Source organism: Pseudomonas sp. RA_15y_Pfl1_P11 (assembly GCF_963970975.1).
Taxonomy (GTDB): Bacteria; Pseudomonadota; Gammaproteobacteria; order Pseudomonadales; family Pseudomonadaceae; genus Aquipseudomonas; species Aquipseudomonas tritici.
In genome coordinates, this window is sequence record NZ_CAXAOY010000006.1 from 54719 (window position 1) to 73636 (window position 18918).

General features: G+C 59.9%; 16 protein-coding genes and 3 pseudogenes. 8 read left to right on the plus strand and 11 right to left on the minus strand.

The window, feature by feature from the left end:
• Positions 1 to 19: 19 nt before the first annotated feature.
• The 3 genes from AACY44_RS09330 to AACY44_RS09340 are packed head-to-tail and all read right to left on the minus strand — an operon-like array spanning position 20 to position 2955.
• Positions 20 to 1237 carry an EAL domain-containing response regulator gene (locus AACY44_RS09330; RefSeq protein ID WP_339437242.1) on the minus strand — a complete coding sequence of 406 codons (1218 nt, stop codon included), beginning with the start codon at positions 1235 to 1237 and terminating at the stop codon, positions 20 to 22.
• 9 nt (positions 1238 to 1246) lie between these two features.
• Positions 1247 to 1630 carry a response regulator gene (locus AACY44_RS09335; RefSeq protein WP_339420210.1) on the minus strand — a complete coding sequence of 128 codons (384 nt, stop codon included), beginning with the start codon at positions 1628 to 1630 and terminating at the stop codon, positions 1247 to 1249.
• Positions 1615 to 2955, minus strand: coding sequence for a sensor histidine kinase (locus AACY44_RS09340; protein WP_339420211.1), 1341 nt, complete (start codon positions 2953 to 2955; stop codon positions 1615 to 1617). The genes AACY44_RS09335 and AACY44_RS09340 overlap by 16 nt, the downstream gene beginning before the upstream one ends.
• A gap of 322 nt (positions 2956 to 3277) precedes the next feature.
• On the opposite strand from AACY44_RS09340, the gene AACY44_RS09345 reads away from it, so the two are divergent.
• The 5 genes from AACY44_RS09345 to xylB are packed head-to-tail and all read left to right on the plus strand — an operon-like array spanning position 3278 to position 9236.
• Positions 3278 to 4810: a sugar ABC transporter ATP-binding protein gene (locus AACY44_RS09345; RefSeq protein WP_339530114.1), complete on the plus strand. Its 1533-nt coding sequence runs from the start codon at positions 3278 to 3280 to the stop codon at positions 4808 to 4810.
• Positions 4803 to 5780, plus strand: coding sequence for an ABC transporter permease subunit (locus tag AACY44_RS09350; protein ID WP_339420213.1), 978 nt, complete (start codon positions 4803 to 4805; stop codon positions 5778 to 5780). Before AACY44_RS09345 ends, AACY44_RS09350 begins: the two co-directional genes overlap by 8 nt.
• Positions 5781 to 5814: 34 nt before the next feature.
• The gene (locus AACY44_RS09355) at positions 5815 to 6747 is read left to right on the plus strand and encodes an ABC transporter substrate-binding protein (RefSeq protein WP_339420214.1); all 933 of its coding nucleotides are present in this window, start codon (positions 5815 to 5817) and stop codon (positions 6745 to 6747) included.
• A 21-nt stretch (positions 6748 to 6768) separates the two neighbouring features.
• Positions 6769 to 7761, plus strand: a complete 993-nt coding sequence (locus AACY44_RS09360) for a LacI family DNA-binding transcriptional regulator (protein ID WP_339420215.1) — start codon at positions 6769 to 6771, stop codon at positions 7759 to 7761.
• 14 nt (positions 7762 to 7775) lie between these two features.
• Positions 7776 to 9236: a xylulokinase gene (gene xylB, locus AACY44_RS09365; RefSeq protein WP_339420216.1), complete on the plus strand. Its 1461-nt coding sequence runs from the start codon at positions 7776 to 7778 to the stop codon at positions 9234 to 9236.
• 32 nt (positions 9237 to 9268) lie between these two features.
• On the opposite strand, the gene AACY44_RS09370 is transcribed toward xylB, so the two are convergent.
• Positions 9269 to 9709, minus strand: a complete 441-nt coding sequence (locus tag AACY44_RS09370) for an Lrp/AsnC family transcriptional regulator (RefSeq protein WP_049708345.1) — start codon at positions 9707 to 9709, stop codon at positions 9269 to 9271.
• 109 nt (positions 9710 to 9818) lie between these two features.
• Here AACY44_RS09370 and AACY44_RS09375 point away from each other — a divergent pair, with 109 nt between their 5' ends.
• The gene (locus AACY44_RS09375; RefSeq protein ID WP_339439237.1) at positions 9819 to 10724 is read left to right on the plus strand and encodes a DMT family transporter; all 906 of its coding nucleotides are present in this window, start codon (positions 9819 to 9821) and stop codon (positions 10722 to 10724) included.
• Here the strand turns inward: AACY44_RS09375 and AACY44_RS09380 are convergent.
• From AACY44_RS09380 to AACY44_RS09390, 3 genes and pseudogenes are all read right to left on the minus strand, one after another.
• Complete coding sequence (locus AACY44_RS09380) at positions 10702 to 12681, minus strand: peptidase U32 family protein (RefSeq protein WP_339420218.1); 1980 nt, start codon at positions 12679 to 12681, stop codon at positions 10702 to 10704. The genes AACY44_RS09375 and AACY44_RS09380 overlap by 23 nt on opposite strands.
• A gap of 170 nt (positions 12682 to 12851) precedes the next feature.
• Complete coding sequence (locus AACY44_RS09385; RefSeq protein ID WP_339420219.1) at positions 12852 to 13232, minus strand: RidA family protein; 381 nt, start codon at positions 13230 to 13232, stop codon at positions 12852 to 12854.
• A 65-nt stretch (positions 13233 to 13297) separates the two neighbouring features.
• Positions 13298 to 13369: pseudogene (locus tag AACY44_RS09390) on the minus strand (hypothetical protein); the annotation flags it as partial.
• A 214-nt stretch (positions 13370 to 13583) separates the two neighbouring features.
• On the opposite strand from AACY44_RS09390, the pseudogene AACY44_RS27735 reads away from it, so the two are divergent.
• Both AACY44_RS27735 and AACY44_RS27740 read left to right on the plus strand, forming a co-directional pair.
• A pseudogene (locus tag AACY44_RS27735) lies at positions 13584 to 14261 on the plus strand (PAS domain-containing protein); the annotation flags it as partial.
• Positions 14262 to 14372: 111 nt separating this feature from the next.
• A pseudogene (locus AACY44_RS27740) lies at positions 14373 to 14849 on the plus strand (methyl-accepting chemotaxis protein); the annotation flags it as partial.
• 55 nt (positions 14850 to 14904) lie between these two features.
• Here AACY44_RS27740 and AACY44_RS09400 read toward each other — a convergent pair.
• The 4 genes from AACY44_RS09400 to AACY44_RS09415 all read right to left on the minus strand — a co-directional run bounded on the left by AACY44_RS09400 (position 14905) and on the right by AACY44_RS09415 (position 18860).
• The gene (locus tag AACY44_RS09400) at positions 14905 to 15774 is read right to left on the minus strand and encodes an isocitrate lyase/PEP mutase family protein (protein WP_339420223.1); all 870 of its coding nucleotides are present in this window, start codon (positions 15772 to 15774) and stop codon (positions 14905 to 14907) included.
• A gap of 298 nt (positions 15775 to 16072) precedes the next feature.
• A complete protein-coding gene (locus tag AACY44_RS09405) occupies positions 16073 to 16435 on the minus strand; it encodes a response regulator (protein WP_065873108.1) in 363 nt (120 codons plus the stop codon).
• A 23-nt stretch (positions 16436 to 16458) separates the two neighbouring features.
• On the minus strand, positions 16459 to 17901 hold the full coding sequence (locus AACY44_RS09410) for an ATPase domain-containing protein (protein ID WP_339428452.1): 1443 nt from the start codon (positions 17899 to 17901) through the stop codon (positions 16459 to 16461).
• Between the two features lie 146 nt (positions 17902 to 18047).
• Entirely contained in the window at positions 18048 to 18860 is an 813-nt protein-coding gene (locus tag AACY44_RS09415; protein WP_339437237.1) for a DUF1206 domain-containing protein, read from the minus strand.
• Between the last annotated feature and the right edge of the window lie 58 nt (positions 18861 to 18918).

Consider the following 18918-nt stretch of genomic DNA (forward strand, 5'->3'; position numbering starts at 1 on the left):
ATGCAGTCAGAGGGACCTCTCAACGCTCCAGCAACAAGCGCTCCAAGGTTTCCACGGGTAACGGCCGGCTGAACAGGTAGCCTTGGATCTGATCACAACCGGCCTCCTTCAAGAACGCCAACTGCGCCTGGGTTTCCACGCCTTCAGCCACCACCCGCAGGTTGAGGCTGTGGGCCAGTTCAATGATGGTGCGGGTGATCGCCGCGTCTTGCGGGTTGGTGGTGACTTCGCGGATAAACGCAATGTCGATCTTCAACGTATGGATAGGAAAACGCCGCAGATACGCCAGGCTCGAATAGCCGGTGCCGAAGTCATCGATGGAAATCTTCACGCCCATCGCGTGCAGGCGCTGCAGGCTGGCGATGGTGTGCTGGGTGTTTTCCATCAAGGAGCCTTCGGTCAGCTCCACTTCGAGCCAATGCGGCTCGACACCTGTTTGCGCCAGGGTGCGCGCGATATCGGCAATCAGGTCGCCTTCGATCAGTTGATGGCCGGAGACGTTCACCGACACCTCCACCGCACCAATGGCGCCACGTTGCCACTCGGCAATTTGTTGGCAAACCTGCTCTATCACCCAGCGTCCCACAGGTACAATCAGCCCAAGGCGCTCCAATATCGGCACAAACACGGCCGGGGACACAGCGCCGTAGTCGGGCCTCTCCCAGCGCAGTAACGCTTCGAGGGCGCAGAGGCGGCCGCTGGCGATATCGACCTTGGGCTGGTAATGCACGGTGAAGTCTTCGCGCTCGACGGCTTGGCGCAAGGCATTTTCGAGGTCCTGAAGGGCCAGGTCATGCACGTTTATCCCCGTTTGCAGTGGCCCCAGTTCGCGCGAATGGCTTGCCAGGTCACCACGCTCTTTGAGCCGCAGCAGGTTGCGCACTCGCAACCACAACTCGACACGTTCTACCGGCTTGCTGATGAACTCCTCGGCACCGGCCTCCAGCCCACTGACACGGGCGCTCTGCTCACTGAGGGCGGATAACATGATGATCGGGATACCCGCGGTGGTTTCATCACCCTTTAATTGGCTGGCGACTTCATAGCCGTCCATGCCCGGCATCATCACGTCGAGCAGGATCAGGTCCGGGGGCTGCCGCGCCACCAACTGCAAGGCTTCTTCACCGCTGCTTGCACTCAGGGTCTGGTAGCCCTCGTGTTGCAGCAGGGTTTCCAGGAGTTTGCGCACCTGGGGTTCATCATCAACGATCAACAACGTCGCGGGTTGGCTGGCCATGGAGCGGACTCATGTGAGGGGGCTGTTGGGCGTTTGCAGCAAGGTGTCGATCACTTGGTACAGCTCTTTGTAACGCAACGGCTTGGTGATGTAGGCGTCACAACCGGCGAGCCGGGTCTTTTCGCGGTCTTCTTTCATCGCCATGGCCGTCAAGGCGATCACCGGGATGTGTGCGGTCAGCGGGTCTTGCTTGAGCAGCGCAGTGGCCGCCAGGCCGTCCATGCCGGGCAGTTGGATGTCCATCAGGATCAACGCCGGCTGTTGTTCGCGGGCCAGGGTCAGGCCGGTTTCGGCATCGGGTGCCCACAGCACCGTGTGGCTGGCATTCACTAACAACAGGCGCGCCAGGCGCATATTGGCTTCATTGTCTTCAATGATCAGGATCTCGGCCATGCTGCCTCCGGCGTGCGATGCAGCGGCAACCACGCGACAAACCGCGCGCCACAGCCTTCACGGCTGGCCACGGCTACACTGCCGCCGTGCAAATCCGTCAGCTGCTTGACCATCGCCAGCCCCAGGCCGGTGCCTTCGAATTTGCGCGCCAGGCTGCTGTCGATCTGGCTGAACGCCTTGAACAGCTTGCCCATGTCGCCTTCAGCTATACCAATCCCGGTATCGCTGACGCTCAACTCGAGGAACTGTTGATGCGCACTGTCGGGCAAGTCGAAGCGGTACACCGGCCATTCGCCGGGAATCTGCCCGACCTGCTCGCGGGCCACCTGGCGCACCATCAGCGTCACTGAGCTGCCGTGCTCGCTGAACTTCACCGCATTGGCCAGGAGGTTGTAGACGATCTGCTTGGTCTTGCGCAGGTCCAGTTCCAGACAGCCGAAGTCTTCAGGGCTTTCCAGCTTCAGTTGAATACGTTGCAGCGCGGCCTTTTCCCGCACGATCAACAGGCTGTTGGCCAACAAGCTGGAAAGCTCCGCGCTCTCCAGTTCCAGCTCCATCATGCCGGCCTCGACCTTGGACAGGTCGAGAATGTCGTTGATCAATGACAGCAAATGCTGGCCGCTGGTGAAGATATCACCGATGTACTCGCGCTGGGTCTCGCTCATTTCCCCGACCAGCCCGTCCTTGAGCGCCTCGGAAAAACCGATCACGGCATTCAGCGGCGTGCGCAGTTCGTGGGACATGGTGGCGAGGAACTCGGACTTCATGTGGCTGGCGTGCTCCAGCTCCAGGTTCTTCTCTTCCAGGGCACGCTCGAAGCCTTTGCGTTCGGCTTCTTCCTGCTTGCGCGCGGTGTTGTCGGTGCCGATCAGCAGGTAACCGATGATCGTGTCATGCCGGTTACGCAAGGCGGTCACCGACACCATGGCCGACAGGCGACTGCCATCCTTGCGGATATAGGTCAGCTCGTAGATGTCTTCTATACCCCGGGAGGCCTTGAACACCAGCGCTTCGAACCCCGGCGTGATCGGCGTATCCAGTTCCTGGCTGAGCGCGGCAGCGCGGGTGACCAGTTCGATGGGGTCGGAGATATCGGCGGGGGTGATGCGGTTGACCACATCGGCGGCGGCATAGCCGAGCATGCGTTCGGCGCCTACATTGAAGATTTGGATCACGCCTTTCTCATCGGTGGCGATGCTCGAGAAATAGGCGCTGTTGAAGATGGCGTCTTGCAGTGCGCCGGTCTTGAGCAGGGTTTTCTGGCGTTTGAACTCGACGATTTTTTCGGCGCGCGATTGCGGCTGTTCGGGGAGCGGTGTGTCCATCGCAGGGCGTTCCGTGGTGTCCAGGCCCGCCATCGTCAATCGGCGATGGCGCAGTGCATGCTCACAGCAGATCGCTTGGCGGCGACGAGGAGGAGATGAGGTCCTTGGACAATAGCAGAATTGTGGCGTTTTGATGGCTGATTGAGGAGGAAATACCTTCGAATGGATACCTCTGCACCAAAGCCGACGCTTTCTGAACTTAAGCGTGATGAAACGTTTCACCTGTCGACAAACGGTCAACGCAAGCGCTTGCGTAAGAAAATGTATCTGCATTAGAGTCGACCCACTCGATTACAAAAATAATAATCCCAGGAGCTCATTCATGAGCCTTGAACCCTTGCTTGAGATGCAGGGCATCAGCAAAACCTTCAATGGTCTGCGCGTGCTCAAGAATGTCGGCCTGAAGGTCTACCTCGGCGAAATCCACGCCTTGATGGGGGAGAACGGCGCCGGCAAATCCACCTTGATGAAAATCCTTTCCGGCGCCTATCAAGCCGACCCCGGCGGTGAAATCCGCATTGCCGGCCAGCCCATCCCCACCTTCGACCCCGCCACCGCCAAAGCCCTCGGCATCGCCGTGATCTATCAGGAACTGAGCCTGTGCCCGAACCTGAGCGTGGCCGAGAACATCTACCTGGGTCGCGAGCTGCGGCGTGGCTGGACCATCGACCGCAAAGGCATGGAGGCCGGGTGCATCGAAGTGCTGCAACGCCTTGGCGCGGAGTTCACCCCGTCAACGCGGGTCAGCAGCCTGTCGATTGCCGAGCGCCAACTGGTGGAAATCGCCCGCGCCTTGCATGGCCACGCCAAGATCCTGGTGATGGACGAACCCACCACACCCTTGTCGTCCCGCGAGACCGATCGTTTGTTCGCGCTGATCAAACAGTTGCGCAGCCAAGGTTTGGCGATCATCTATATCAGCCACCGCATGGCCGAGATCTACGAGCTGTCGGACCGCGTCTCGGTGCTGCGTGACGGCCAATACATCGGCGAGCTGACCCGCGAGGCGCTGTCGGCCGACGTGCTCGTGAAAATGATGGTGGGCCGCGACCTGTCGGGGTTCTACAAGAAGGAACACGCCGCGTATAACCCCGGCAACGTGGTGATGCGCGTGCGCGACATGGCTGATGGCAAACGCGTGCGCAACTGTAGTTTCGACCTGCATGCCGGCGAAGTGCTCGGGATTGCCGGCCTGGTCGGGGCAGGGCGCACCGAACTGGCACGGCTGATCTTTGCCGCCGACCCACGCACCTCCGGTACCTTGGAAGTGGTCGGCAAAACCATCACCCAACTGCGCACCCCGGCGGATGCGATCCGCGCCGGTGTCGTTTACCTCACCGAAGACCGCAAGGCTCAGGGCCTGTTCCTGGACATGAGCGTGGCCGACAACATCAATGTCTGCGCCTGCGTACCGGATGCCCATGCCGGTGGTGTGCTCGATCGTGGCCACGCGGCGCAGCGCGCCAGGGACGCGATCAAGTCACTGTCGATTCGCGTGGCGTCGGGCAAGGTCAATGTCGGTGCGCTGTCCGGCGGCAATCAGCAAAAGGTGCTGCTGGCGCGGCTGTTGGAGGTCAAGCCGCATGTGCTGATCCTCGACGAACCCACACGCGGCGTGGACATCGGTTCCAAGTCCGAGATCTACCGCATCATCAATCAACTGGCGCAAGCCGGTGTCGGCATTGTGGTGATTTCCAGCGAGTTGCCGGAAATCATCGGCACCTGCGACCGCGTGCTGATCATGCGCGAAGGCCAGTTGGTGGCTGAAGTCGGCGGGGCGTCGGGCCAGGTTATTTCCCAAGAACGTATTATTGACCTCGCCACCGGTGGCGATCAGGTGGTTGCCCATGGCTGAATTGAACGTTGCAACGATAGGTAAAGCTGAACGCGCACGCGAGTTGATGCGCACCGTCGGCATGTTGCCGGTACTGATCCTGTTGTTGGTGGGCTTTGCCCTGGCCAGCGAGAACTTCCTGACAGTGCAGAACCTGTCGATCATCTCTCAGCAGGCCTCAGTGAACGTGGTGCTGGCGGCCGGCATGACCTTTGTGATCCTCACGGCGGGTATCGACCTGTCGGTGGGCGCGATCCTGGCCGCGTCGGCGGTGGTGGCGTTGCAAGCGTCGATGTCGCCGCAGTTCGGCATGTTCGGGATTGCTGCCGGTATTGGCTTCGGGCTGTTGCTGGGCCTGGTCAACGGCGGATTGATCGCCTTTATGCGCCTGCCGCCGTTTATCGTCACCCTCGGCGCACTCACCGCCATGCGCGGTTTGGCGCGCCTGCTGGCCGATGACAAGACCGTTTTCAACCCCGACCTGCCGTTTGCGTTTATCGGCAATGACTCGGTGCTCGGCGTGCCCTGGCTGGTGATCATTGCCGTCGCGGTGGTAGCGCTGTCGTGGTTCATCCTGCGCCGGACGGTGATGGGCGTGCAGATCTACTCGGTGGGCGGTAACCCGGAAGCGGCGCGATTGTCGGGGATCAAGGTGTGGAAGGTGCTGCTATTCGTCTACGCCATGTCCGGTGCGTTGGCCGGGCTGGGCGCGGTGATGAGCGCTTCGCGTCTGTTCGCGGCCAACGGCCTGCAACTGGGACAATCCTATGAGCTGGACGCGATTGCCGCGGTGATCCTCGGTGGCACCAGCTTTACCGGCGGCGTCGGCACCATCGGCGGCACGCTGATTGGTGCGCTGATTATCGCGGTACTCACCAACGGCCTGGTGCTGCTGGGCGTGTCGGATATCTGGCAGTACATCATCAAGGGCATCGTGATCATTGGCGCAGTCGCGCTGGATCGTTATCGCCAGTCCGGTGCTCGGACCTGATTTCACTCATACAACAATCACAAGAGAGACCCGCATGAACGTCAAACGTATCTTTCCCGTTATTGCCTTGGCTGCCTTGATGTCCCAAGCCGTCGAAGCGCGCGAACTCAAAGCCCTCGGCATCAGCATGGGCTCGCTGGGCAACCCGTATTTCGTGACCCTGGCCGATGGCGCCACCGCGCGGGCCAAGGCGTTAAACCCCAACGTCAAGGTGACCTCGGTGTCGGCCGACTATGACTTGAGCAAGCAGTTTTCGCAGATCGACAACTTTATCTCGTCCAAGGTCGACCTGATCCTGATCAACGCGGTAGACCCGTCCGCCATGGCCTCGGCCATCAAAAAAGCCCGCGACGCGGGCATTGTCGTGGTCGCCGTGGATGTCGACGCCAAGGGCGTGAACGCCACCGTGCAGACCGACAACGTCGAGGCCGGCAAGCTGGCCTGCCAGTACCTGGTGGATAAGCTCAGCGGCAAGGGCAATGTGATCATCCAGAACGGCCCGCAAGTCACTGCCGTGACCGACCGCGTCAAAGGGTGTAAGGCGGCACTCGCCAGCGCGCCGCAGATCAAGGTGCTGTCCGATGACCAGGACGCCAAGGGCTCCCGTGAAGGCGGCTTGAACGCCATGCAGGGTTACCTGACACGCTTCCCGAAAATCGACGGTCTGTTCGCGATCAACGACCCGCAAGCCATCGGCAGCGACCTGGCGGCCAAGCAGCTCAAGCGCAGCGGCATCGTTATTACCTCGGTGGACGGCGCGCCGGATATCGAAAATGCGCTGAAGACCGACACGCAAATCCAGGCGTCCGCCAGCCAGGACCCTTGGGCCATGGCGCAGACAGCGGTGGACGTGGGCAATGACATTCTCAACGACAAAGCCCCAGCCGAAGCGGTTACCCTGCTCACGCCAAAACTGATCACCCGTGACAACATCGGTACGTACAGCGGTTGGTCGAGTAAACGTTGAATCAGTGAGAGGAACAGCGCCGTGGTCACCATGGATGACGTCGCAAGCAGGGCGGGGGTGTCGACATCAACGGTGTCCCATGTGTTGAACGGTACCCGCAAGGTCAGCCCGGCCACGGTGCAGGCGGTGCAGCAGGCTATCCAGGCGCTGGGGTACATCCCCAACACCCTGGCGCGCTCGCTGGCCCGGTCAAGTACCAGCACGATTGGCGTGGCGATCTCGGCGCTGTCCAACCATTACTTCAGTGAAACGGTGCACGCGATTGAAACCGAATGCGCCAAGCACGGTTACATGATGCTGTTTGTCGACACCCACGACGACCCGGAGCAGGAGCTGCGGGTGGTCACGGCGCTGCATCATCGGCGGGTCGACGGGATTGTGCTGGCCCCCTCGAGCGGCTCAAAAGCGCTGGAATACCTGCGGGCCAACGAGATTCCAGCGGTGCTGGTGGACCGCATGATGAGCGAGCAGTTTGACCAGGTCGGGGTGGACAACGCCGAGCCCACCCAGGCCCTTATTGAACATTTGATCGCCCATGGTCACCGCCGCATTGGCTTTATCGCCGGGCGCGAGGGGTTCAGCACCACCGATGAGCGAGTGGCCGGTTACCGCGCAGCGTTGCACGTGGCGGGGCTGGCGTTTGATCCACAACTGTTGGTCAATGGCGGCTCCAACACCGAGCCGGCACGCCTGGCCACGGCGCAGTTGCTGGGCCTGGCCGCGCCGCCCACGGCAATCATGGCCGGCAACAACCTGATGACCCTTGGTGCCATGCACGCGCTGCGTGACGCACATATCGCCGTGCCGGGGCAGATGGCCTTGGTCGGCTTTGATGATTTTGACTGGGCGGACTTTTTTGTGCCGCGCCTGACCTTGATCGCTCAACCGGTCAAGGCACTCGGCGCTCGCGCTGTCGGCCTGTTGTTGCAGCGCATGGCTTCGCCCACGGCACCGCCCCAGCGCGTGCGCCTGGCGCCAACCCTGCAATTGCGTGACTCATGTGGCGGTAGTTGATTGGACAATTACGTATGAACCTGCCTGTTTCCCTCGGAATAGACCTCGGCACCTCTGAACTCAAGGCCATCCTGATGGACCTTGACGGTAGGGTGCTGGCCCACGCTGGCGTGCGTTTGAGTGTGTCGCGGCGCCACTGCGGCTGGTCCGAGCAAGCGCCGGAAGATTGGTGGCAGGCGTGTGTTAAGGCGTTGGGGCAACTGCGTGCGCACGAGGCGTTTGCGCGTGTGGCGTGTATCGGCCTGTCCGGGCAAATGCACGGTGCTGTGTTGTTGGGGGATGACAACCGCGTGTTGTATCCCGCCATCCTGTGGGACGATTCCCGCGCGATCGCTGAGGCTGAACAGTTGGGGGCGGGGTTTGCCGACGTCACGGGCAGCCTGCCCATGGCCGGGCTCACGGCGCCGAAAGTGCTGTGGTTGCAACAGCATGAGCCTGAGGTATTCAAAGCCATCGACTGCGTGTTATCACCCAAGGACTACCTGCGTTTGCGCCTGAGTGGCGAGCGTATCAGCGAGATGTCCGACGCTGCCGGGACGTTGTGGCTGGATGTGGCACAGCGTGAGTGGTTCGCCCCGATGCTGCGCGCTACGGGCCTTGGGCCGGAACAGATGCCCAGGTTGGTCGAAGGCGGCGCCGCGAGTGCGGGGTTGACGGCGACCGAGCTGGGGCTGTCGACTGACGTAGTGATTGCGGGCGGCGGTGGCGATAACCCGGTGGCCGCCGTGGGTATCGGTGCGATCAACGCAGGCGATGGCTTCATCACCCTCGGCACCAGCGCGGCGATTGTCGCAATCACTGCCCACGCTGCCGGCAACCCGGCCAGTGCCGTGCACAGCTTCTGCCATGCGTTACCCAACCGTTGGTACACCATGGGCGCGATGCTGGCCGGTGCCAGTTGCTTGCGCTGGGTGACGCGGCTGACCGGCACGGCGGATGAGCAAACGTTGTTGGGCCAGGTGCAACTGCAGTTGCCAATAGGGCAGCCTGTGCCTTTGAACACACCGCTGTTTCTACCGTACCTCGCCGGTGAACGTACCCCCCATAACGATCCGTTGCTGCGCGGTGGATTCATGAGCCTGGGCCATGACTGCACGCCCGCCATGCTCGGCTACGCGGTGATGGAGGGTGTGGGCTTCGGTTTGCTCGATGCCTTGCACGCCGTGCAATCGGCGGGTGCGAATGTGGGTGCATGCGCCCTGGTGGGGGGCGGGGCGCGCAGTGAATACTGGGCGCAGTTGCTGGCGAATATCCTGCAGCGAGAAATCTTCACCTTGCACGGCAGTGAGTTGAGTGCGTGTATCGGCGCGGCGAAGCTGGGGTTCCTGGCGATTGGGCAGGGGGAGGCGTTGTTGCAGGCAGGGATGCCCGTGAAGGCGAGGTATTTGCCAGATGCAAATCAACGGTCAGTGCTGGATGCGCGTTATCGTAAGTTCCGAGGCTTATTGGCAGCAGCCAAAATACTGCACGAATAAACGAAACAGTTCTAATTGTGGGAGCTGCCCCGTTAATCCCCCAGTGGCGGCAATCGCCGTTTCACCGGGGTCTTCTTGACGATCGCCGTGTTGGTTTCGGCATACGCGTTAAGCCGGTCAAGCAAACTGTCCAGATGATCCATGGTGCGAACATGCAGCCGCGCAATAAAACAATCCTCGCCCGTGACCTTGTCGCACTCCGTGAACTCGGGGATCGCCTGGATCTGGCGCTCCACCTCCTGCAATTTGCCGGGTAACGGGCGGATACGCACGATGGCCTGCAACAGGTAGCCAAAATGCTTGGGGTCGATATCCACGGTGTAGTGGGTCAACACGCCGCGCTCTTCAAGACGCCGCAAACGCTCGCCAACACTGGGCGAGGACAGCCCGGTAATGCCGGCCAGGGCCTTGAGCGACAAGCGTGAGTCGTCCATCAAAGCGGCGATCAGTTGCTGGTCGATGGTGTCAATCATGGGATCCGCCTAATAAGTAAAGGCCATCCAGGTGTTTGACCTATTTTAGTCACTGGAGCCGCTCTCAAGCAGATTGCCATAATTGAGCCTCACTTGAGGAGCCTTAATCATGGACACATCCATTCGTCGCGGGTCGTGGGAAATGGTCGCCGCCATGCTGATCTCGGGGACCATTGGCTGGTTTGTATTGGTCTCTGGCGTGTCGGTGATCGAAGTGGTGTTCTGGCGCTGCGTGATCGGCGGGCTGACACTGTTGCTGGTGTGCGCGATGCTCGGGTACTTGCGTCTGGACCTGCTCAGTTGGGCCAAGGTCGGGCTGGCGATGCTCAGTGGGGTGGCGATTGTCGGTAATTGGTTGTTGCTGTTTGAGTCCTATTCCCACGCGTCAATTGCCATCAGTACGGCGGTGTACAACGTGCAGCCGTTCATGTTGGTGATGTTGGCGGCGGTGTTCCTGGGTGAAAAAATCACCGTGCAGAAGCTCGCGTGGCTGAGCGTGGCGTTTCTCGGGATGTTGGCGATTGTTACCGCCCATGGCGATCAGCAGAGCAGCGGCGGGGATTACCTGGCGGGGATCGCGCTAGCGTTGGGCGCAGCGTTTTTGTATGCGATTGCAGCGTTGATCATCAAGCGTTTGAAAGACGTACCGCCGCATTTGATGGCGTTGATCCAAGTTGCAACCGGGGCGGTGCTGCTGGCGCCTTTGGTGCCCTGGAACGGCCTGCCAACTGCGCCAAACGCCTGGGCCGCACTGGTAACGCTTGGCGTGGTGCACACTGGTTTGATGTATGTGTTGTTGTATGGCGCGATCCAGAAGTTGCCGACGGCCATCACCGGAGCACTGTCGTTTATCTACCCGATCGCGGCGATCTTCGTCGACTGGATTGCCTTCGGGCATCGCCTCGGCTGGCTGCAATGGCTGGGGGTAGCGGCGATTCTGCTGGCGGCTGCGGGGTTGCAGCGGGGCTGGTGGTGGCCCCGCTCCCACAGGGTTAGTGCGTGCCCTGAAAGATGATGTTTTGCGGGTTGAAATGCTCCACCGCGCTGCCCGGTTGCGGCAAGCCAAGGATATGCCCCTTGATCTTGCCCACCACGTGCATCTCGCACGGCTTGCAGTCGAACTTCAAGGTGAGCACTTCATCGCCATGGATCAACTGCATCGGCGCTACCTTGGTCTTCACGCCGGTGACACCCTTGGCCTGTTTAGGGCACAGGTTGAACGAGAAACGCAGGCAGTGCTTGGTGATCATCACCGGCACTTCGCCGGTTTCTTCGTGGGCTTCGAAGGCGGCGTCGATCAGCTTCACACCGTGACGGTGGTAGAAGTCGCGGGCTTTCTGGTTGTAGACGTTGGCCAGGAACGACAGGTGTGCTTCCGGGTACACCGGCGGCGGCGAGGTCTCGGCTTTGCGGCCACCGCGCGGGTGAGCGGCGATGCGGGCGGCGGTCAGCGCTTCAATCACTTCGCGGCGCAGCGCCTTGAGCTGTGAGTTGGGGATGAAGAACGCTTGCGGTGCATCCAGCTGGACGTCCGTCGCGTGGTATTCAGTAGTGCCCAACTGGCCGAGCAGGTCGCGCAGGGTGTCCAGCGCCTGTTCCGGCTTGTTGGCCACGCCGAACGGGCCGGGCAGGGTGACGCTGGCACTGATGCCTTCTTCGCTGGTGGCGGTGACTTCCAGTTGGTCTTCACGCAGGCGAGCGGCCCACGCCAGGCCGATACGGCGCTCGGCAGAGGTCTTTTGCAAGGCCTGCTGCCAGTTATGATCCAGGTTGCGGTTCAGTGGATGGTTCGAGCGTAGTTGATGCAGGCCGGCCGGCATTTCATTCGGCTCGACGCGATAGCGGTAGCGTTTCTCGCCGTCTTCCTCGAACTCGCCTTTAGGCTCGGCGATGTTGGCGCGGAAACCCACGACTTCACGCTTGACGAGCACATTGAGGCCGTCGCCGTTGGACAATGGCTCATGGGTAACAACCTGCAAGTCGCGCTTGCCGGCTTTTTCCACCACACCCACCGGCAAGCCGGTAAACGTCGGGGTGTCGAAGGCGCCGATGTCGATCTTGCGGTCGCTGACGAAATAGTCGGTGCTGCCACGGTGGAAGGTTTTTTCCGGGTCGGGCAGGAAGAAATGCGCCGTACGGCCGCTGGAAGCGCGAGCCAGGTCCGGGCGGTCTTCAAGAATCTCGTCGAGGCGCTGGCGGTAATAGGCGGTGATATTCTTCACATAGCCCATGTCTTTGTAGCGGCCTTCGATCTTGAACGAGCGCACGCCGGCTTCGACCAGGGCGCGCAGGTTGGCGCTCTGGTTGTTGTCTTTCATCGACAGCAGGTGCTTTTCAAAAGCCACGACGCGGCCCTGGTCATCCTTCAAGGTGTATGGCAGGCGGCAGGCCTGGGAGCAGTCGCCACGGTTGGCGCTGCGGCCATTTTGCGCGTGGGAAATGTTGCACTGCCCAGAGAACGCTACGCACAGGGCGCCGTGGATAAAGAACTCAATGGCCGCATCGGTTTCATCAGCGATGGCGCGGATTTCCTGCAGGTTCAGCTCACGGGCCAATACCAGCTGCGAGAAACCGGCCTGGTCGAGGAACTTGGCACGGCCGAGGGTACGAATGTCGGTCTGGGTGCTGGCGTGCAGCTCGATGGGCGGAATATCCAGTTCCATCACGCCCAGGTCTTGCACGATCAACGCATCGACGCCGGCGTCGTAGAGCTGATGGATCAGCTTGCGCGCGGGTTCCAGCTCGTTGTCATGCAGGATGGTGTTGATAGTGGTGAACACCCGCGCGTGGTAGCGGCGTGCGAACTCCACCAGGGAAGCGATCTCGCTCACTTCGTTACAGGCGTTATGGCGCGCGCCGAAGCTCGGGCCGCCGATGTAGATGGCGTCGGCGCCATGCAGGATGGCCTCGCGCGCGATAGCGACATCGCGGGCAGGGCTGAGCAATTCGAGGTGATGCTTGGGCAAGGACATAGTTTTTTTAGTCAGGCTTGTCACGGTTGAGGCGCGCATTGTAGCTGTGAAACGCTGGGCAGGCACCTACCGCAGGGCCGACCGCCGGTGCTCCCCATGCTTTGAGGGGGCAAACCCCATCAACTGTGGGAGCGGGCTTGCTCGCTCCCACATTGTTGACCGAGTGCGGCTTAGGCCTTGGCAGCCATCGCGGTGACTTCCACACGCATGCCTTCTACCGCCAACGCCGCCACACCCACCGCCGCGCGCACGGGCCAGGGCTTGGCGAAGAAGCGTTTGTAGACTTCATTAAAAGCGGCGCGATCGGCCATGTCGGTGAGGTAGATGGTCAAGTGCATCACCCGGTCCATCGAGCTGCCAGCCTTTTCCAGCGCGACCTTCAAGGCTTCTAGCGTGCATTCGCTTTGCAGGGTGATGTCGCCCAGTTCCAGGCTGCCATCGGCGCGGGTCGGGATCTGGGTGGACACCAGGATGCCGTTGAAGCCGATCACATCCGATGAAATCGAGTCGGCATCTGGATCAGGGGTGTAGTGCAGGTCGTGGTTGGCCATGGGTGCCTCGCGTTGGCAGGTTCAGAAAGGCACCCATGGTCCTCGAAAACGACAGCAGGGGCAAACTACGCCCAGCGGCGGAACAGCACACTGGCATTGACGCCGCCAAAACCGAAGCCGTTGGACAGCGCGTATTCAATCGCCATTGGCGGGGCTTCGATCTGGCGCCAGAAAATAAAAGTTTTTGCCCCGTCAAGTCGCGTATTACGCAGCCGATAGCCATTCAAGAGATCAGTTTTTCCGCACGGCTGAGGGTACGTCATGTTCAACAAAACACTCAAAACAGAACTGGCGGCCAAGACGGCCGAATCCACTGAGTACAAAGGACTGATCGTCGCATTGGAACGCTCCATGGCCGTGGCGGAATTTGACCTCAATGGCAAGGTGCTGCTGGCCAATGATAACTTTCTCAAGACCATGGGCTACAGCGCTGCTCAATTGAGCGGCAAATCCCACCGCGACTTTTGCTTGCCGGCGCTGACCAGCAGTTCGGCCTACAGCCAATTCTGGAGTGATTTGAAGGCGGGCAAATTTGTGTCAGGCACCTTCAAGCGGGTCGATGCCAACGGCAAGACGGTCTGGCTGGAAGCGAGCTACAACCCGGTCCTGGATGAACGCGGCCAGGTACTGAAAGTGGTCAAGTACGCCTTGGACGTCACCGCCAAAGTGGAACAGGAAGCGGCCGCTTCCAGCAAACTGGTCGCGCTGGACCGGGCGATGGCCGTGATCGAGTTTGACCTCGGCGGCCACGTATTGGACGCGAACGCCAACTTCTTGAGCGTGATGGGTTATTCGCTGGCGGAACTCAAAGGCAAACACCACCGCCTGTTTTGCGAACCGACCCTGGTCAACAGCGGTGAATATGCCGACTTCTGGGGGCGCCTGAACAATGGCGAATTTTTCACCGGGCAATTCAAGCGCCTGGGCAAACATGGCCGGGTGGTATGGCTGGAGGCCAGTTACAACCCGGTTTACGATGGCGACGGCAAGTTGACCAAGATCGTCAAGTTCGCCAGCGATATCACCGAGCGTGTTGAGAAGTTCGAGGAAGACTCCCGTGGCGCTTCACGTGCCTACCATATCTCGTCCGAGACCGAGCGTTTTGCCGAACATGGCACCCAGGTGATCCAGGAGACCGCCAGTGAGATGCGCCGCATCGCCGACAACATTGGCGCCTCTGCGCGACTGGTCGGGCAACTGGGCGATCGTTCGGAGCAGATCACCGCTATCGTCAACACCATTCGCGGTATCGCCGACCAGACCAACTTGTTGGCGCTGAACGCTGCTATTGAGGCGGCGCGTGCGGGCGATCAAGGGCGTGGCTTTGCGGTAGTGGCCGATGAAGTGCGGCAACTGGCCGGGCGCACCAGCCGTTCCACGGCGGAAATCGCCGAGATGATCGGCATGATCCTCGCGGAAACCCGCGACGCCGTCACCAGCATGAACGCCACCCAGGAAGGCGCCCAACGCGGTGTCAACCTGGCTGATCAGGCGGGCTCGGTCATCCTGCAGATTCGCACCAGCACCAGCGACGCGGTGGAGGCCGTGAGCATGTTTGCGTCGAAGCTGGATGAGTCGGAAGTGATTCCGAAGACCGCGGTGGGCTGGGTGGGCTGATAGCGGTAACCCTGTGAAGAGGGAGGAGGGGAACCCCCTCGTTCCGGCTTGGGGATTACTCTTTGACGTCCATGAACTCTTCCGCCCACGCCACATAGCTTTCCGGCAGCGTGTAGGTGTGCGTCAGCTCGGTGGCACTGAGGTTTGACGTACTGTGAGTCAGTTGGCGTTGGGCACGAAGGCTGTCGTAGGTAGCCTTGATCGCTGCAAAGTAAGCGCCGTGACCGGCCACCACTACGCGTACACCCAGGCTCGCCAGACGCTGGGCATCGTTGAGTTTGGGATTGGCGTAGGTTACCAGCATCAGAGGTACGGTGAGGTTCTCGGCGATCTTTTCCAGGTGTTCGAAGTCACTGACACCCACCATGCAAATCCCATCGGCACCGGCTTTCTGATAAGCCAGGGTCCGCTCGATAACCGCTTCGGTCGGCAACACGCCCGCGTTGGTTCGGGCAATGATCGACAGCTCTGGATCAACCCGTGCCTCCAGCGCAGCCCGCACCTTGCCGATGCCTTCTTCAATGGAGATCAGGTCAGTGGACTTACGCCCGAATTGCGCCGGCAGCAACGTGTCTTCAATCGTCAACGCGGCCACACCGGCGCGCTCAAGTTCTTCGACAGTACGCATTACGTTCAGCGCGTTACCATAGCCGTGGTCAGCGTCGGCGATGAACGGCAACTGGGCCACGCGACCGATGCGGGTGGCCTGTTCAACGAACTCACTCAGGGTGATCAGCGCGAAATCGGGTGCGGCCAGTACCTGCAACGAAGCGACCGAGCCCCCGAGGATGCCGACTTCGAAACCCAGGTCGGCGGCGATACGCGCCGACATTGGGTCGAATACGGAGGCGGTTTCAACGCACGCTGGGGTGGCTAGCAATTCACGGAATTTGCGGCGCAAGGCTGAGTGAGAGAGTTTCGGCATGTTCTTTCCTGGTTCTGGTCATCGTCGAGTGACGATCAATGTCTATTCGTGGTGGTGCGAGATTAACACGCCAGGAAACAGGGGATTATGACGTTTAAGGAAGCCGTATGCGTTTAACGCATACGGCTTCCTTAAATGGTCCATAGACGCGTTAATGAATATGGACAGGTTCGAAGTTGCCGGTGTCACTGTGATTACGGAGTTTTGATCAACCGGAGCGCCCATCCAGCCCGATAAACGCACAGGCAAGAGGAGGGCGCCTTCGCTGCATCGCCGACACCTGCCAAAGGTTCGGCATTCAAGCAGGTGTCAACAGGCGTCGTACTTCGGCGATGATCAAATCAATCTTGAAGGGCTTATCCAGCACTGCATCAAACAAGTCTGATCTTTCCATGCCGACATGGGCTTGCGCACCACTCACCAGAATAATAGGCAAGTGATTGAGCGACGGCAGCGCACGTACGGCCGTGGCGAACTCGAGGCCGTCCATAACGGGCATCATGAAGTCGGTAATGATCAACGCTGGCCGCTCGCGCTCCAGCACTTCAAGGCCTTTGCGACCATTACCGGCCTTAACGACCATGAATCCTTCATCCTCCAGCGCATAGCCGAGAATATCGGCGATCAAGTATTCGTCGTCGACGACAAGGATGGTGGACATGTCAATTCAACCTACCCAAGTACTTATAAGGCTGAGCCTGGCAGCGCAGAGTGTGCGAGAACTGAGGATGCATGTCGGAAAACCTTTCTCAGTTCAACGGTTTGGTCACGGATGACGACCTCCAGCAATGAGGTGTCGTAGCAGCTGTCTCTCACTTTAAGAATGGAAAGCGTCCTCTTAAGTTCAGATTGAATTTCCTGGAAGCGCATCAACATCAGGTTGTCGGCAATGCTGGACAGTTCAGAGGCCGGCGCGCTGACCTCGGAGCCGACAAGGTCGTGGACCTCGATGGATGCAAATACCGTGACGCCCCTGCAACGCAGCTCATTCATCAGCGCGCTATAAAAGTCGGTGATGCGCGCGGGGTTATTCGACACACGGGTCATCCCGCTCAAACTGTCAATGAACAGACGCTTGATCCCTTTCTCCTCGACGACACGCAACACACGTGCACCCAGCCCGTCGAGCAAACCTTCGGTTGTCGGTTGCCAGGCGATCGTCAGCGCTCCACTGTGTTCCAGCTGTTTGATATCGATGCCCAACGACTCACCCTTCAGACGCAAGCGCTGAGGGCTTTCATAGAAACCAAAATGCAGGCCGGGCGACTCCACCGTTGACTCAGCCAGAAACTTGAGGCCCAGGGTGGTCTTGCCGATCCCTGATGGCCCCATCACCAGCGTGACGCTAGAACGGTGCAGGCCGCCATGCAGGATCTCATCCAACGACCCGATGCCACTGGGGATACGCGTGAGGTCGGCGTCGTCGTGTGAAGAAGGGTAGCTATAGAGGCTTTCCAGACGCGGATAGACCATCAGGCCGTCGTCAGTGATTTCACACTCATGCAGGCCGGTCAGCGCGCCGCTGCCTCGGGTCTTGCGCAATTGAATACGCCGGACCGAACGCGTACCGAACAACGCCTCACCCATTTCGATTACACCGTCGACCATCGTGTGCTCGGGGCTACCGTCATCCAATCGCGAGCTGGTCAGGAACAGGACGGTGCAACCGGCAAAGGCGGCGTGACCTTGCAGTTCAGAAATGAATTTCTTGGTATCGATCGGGGAGTCGGCTTTGGAGCGCGCGTTGAGTAAACCGTCTACCACCAAGACCGTTGCCTTCTGCCGGCTGATTTCGCGCCGTAGCAGCTTGACCACTTCATCAAGACCTTCGTTTTCCAGTGTGTCAAACGCGCTGACGAACTGAATTTCTGCGCCCACCCGGGCTGCGTCAAAGAAGCTCAAGGTCGACAGGAACTGGAACAGCCGGTCATGGGATTCGGCCAGCAGCGTGGCAACCAAGACACGCCCGCCGTTGCGCGCATGGTGGAACCCAAGCTGGTTGGCCAGAATGGTTTTGCCGGACCCAGGGCGCCCCTGAATGATATAAGAGGCCCCAGCGACCAGTCCGCCCTTGAGCAGGACATCCAACCCTTCGATTCCGCTTTGAAGGCGATTTAGCTTTTCCACAGTACGACCCTGATCGTTAAACCCAATGGGCAGGATGCTAACGCCATTCGAGCGTTGGGGCTATTCAGGATTTGCATAGTGCCGCCGTGGCGTCTAGCTACCAACCGATGTGAAGTGCAAAAAAACACTCGTCGTAACGGCTTCAACTACGTTTTCGGTACGCCTGGCACATCCATATTTATCGTGCGCCAAAACGCTTCAGAAAAACTGTAAACCGAGAAAGCAATCAGCCCCAAGGCCATCACCATCAAAATCAACCATCCACCCGGGAGGTTCTGGAGCGCGTCGAGCGCTTCCTTCATACCAGGTGGGTCCATGGCTTGATAGGATGAACCGCTGACTGCCAGTAGTAACGCAATCTCTATAAACACGACGCCACGAGCTATGAGACCGAACCGAGACACTGGCCGTACGTAGCGCATGACGTCTTCATCGGCGTTAAAGTATTTCTCGAATGACGCTTTCCATCCCTTGATGATGTGAGCCACTCCAACGCCAAGTGGAATGAGGGCGATCACGTACACCAACACGTTCGAGTATTCCCAAGACAACAGATGCGCCAGCCAATCTTGGGTTTGCCCTCCGGAATTGCCCGAGCTTCGAATGCCGCTCATGAGGAGGCCGAGTGCAAAAAACGCTAAAGCACCGTTGAAGACACCTGCGGAAAACAGGCCCGCTCGAATAACCAAACCTTTGAGTTCTGTGCCGTGATGATCGACATCACGCGTCGCTTGCAGGACGCGCCAACCAGCAAAAGCGAGCAGACCTGTCACCACAAGCCCAACCAAAAAATAGCCGAATGGCTGGCCAAGCAAGGCTTCCAGGCTCTTATGGCTGTCCTTCGGCTTTGTCGAATCCTGTGCTGCCAGGAGCGCGAAGATACCGATGATCAAATAAAGCACGCCTCGAGCGGCGTATCCGCCGCGAGCGAGTACTACTAGGCTGTGTTGCGTGGACATTGGATCTATTCCCGAGAGTGATACAAGAGCAGACCCATCTTGCCGGGAGGGGTTCGAT

Excerpts from the sequence above, each read along its gene's own strand:
- AACY44_RS09330 (WP_339437242.1), bottom strand. The coding sequence starts at position 1,237 with ATGGCCAGCCAACCCGCGACGTTGTTGATCGTTGATGATGAACCCCAG.
- AACY44_RS09335 (WP_339420210.1), bottom strand. The coding sequence starts at position 1,630 with ATGGCCGAGATCCTGATCATTGAAGACAATGAAGCCAATATGCGCCTG.
- AACY44_RS09340 (WP_339420211.1), bottom strand. The coding sequence starts at position 2,955 with ATGGACACACCGCTCCCCGAACAGCCGCAATCGCGCGCCGAAAAAATC.
- AACY44_RS09345 (WP_339530114.1), top strand. The coding sequence starts at position 3,278 with ATGAGCCTTGAACCCTTGCTTGAGATGCAGGGCATCAGCAAAACCTTC.
- AACY44_RS09350 (WP_339420213.1), top strand. The coding sequence starts at position 4,803 with ATGGCTGAATTGAACGTTGCAACGATAGGTAAAGCTGAACGCGCACGC.
- AACY44_RS09355 (WP_339420214.1), top strand. The coding sequence starts at position 5,815 with ATGAACGTCAAACGTATCTTTCCCGTTATTGCCTTGGCTGCCTTGATG.
- xylB (WP_339420216.1), top strand. The coding sequence starts at position 7,776 with ATGAACCTGCCTGTTTCCCTCGGAATAGACCTCGGCACCTCTGAACTC.
- AACY44_RS09370 (WP_049708345.1), bottom strand. The coding sequence starts at position 9,709 with ATGATTGACACCATCGACCAGCAACTGATCGCCGCTTTGATGGACGAC.
- AACY44_RS09375 (WP_339439237.1), top strand. The coding sequence starts at position 9,819 with ATGGACACATCCATTCGTCGCGGGTCGTGGGAAATGGTCGCCGCCATG.
- AACY44_RS09380 (WP_339420218.1), bottom strand. The coding sequence starts at position 12,681 with ATGTCCTTGCCCAAGCATCACCTCGAATTGCTCAGCCCTGCCCGCGAT.
- AACY44_RS09385 (WP_339420219.1), bottom strand. The coding sequence starts at position 13,232 with ATGGCCAACCACGACCTGCACTACACCCCTGATCCAGATGCCGACTCG.
- AACY44_RS09400 (WP_339420223.1), bottom strand. The coding sequence starts at position 15,774 with ATGCCGAAACTCTCTCACTCAGCCTTGCGCCGCAAATTCCGTGAATTG.
- AACY44_RS09405 (WP_065873108.1), bottom strand. The coding sequence starts at position 16,435 with ATGTCCACCATCCTTGTCGTCGACGACGAATACTTGATCGCCGATATT.
- AACY44_RS09415 (WP_339437237.1), bottom strand. The coding sequence starts at position 18,860 with ATGTCCACGCAACACAGCCTAGTAGTACTCGCTCGCGGCGGATACGCC.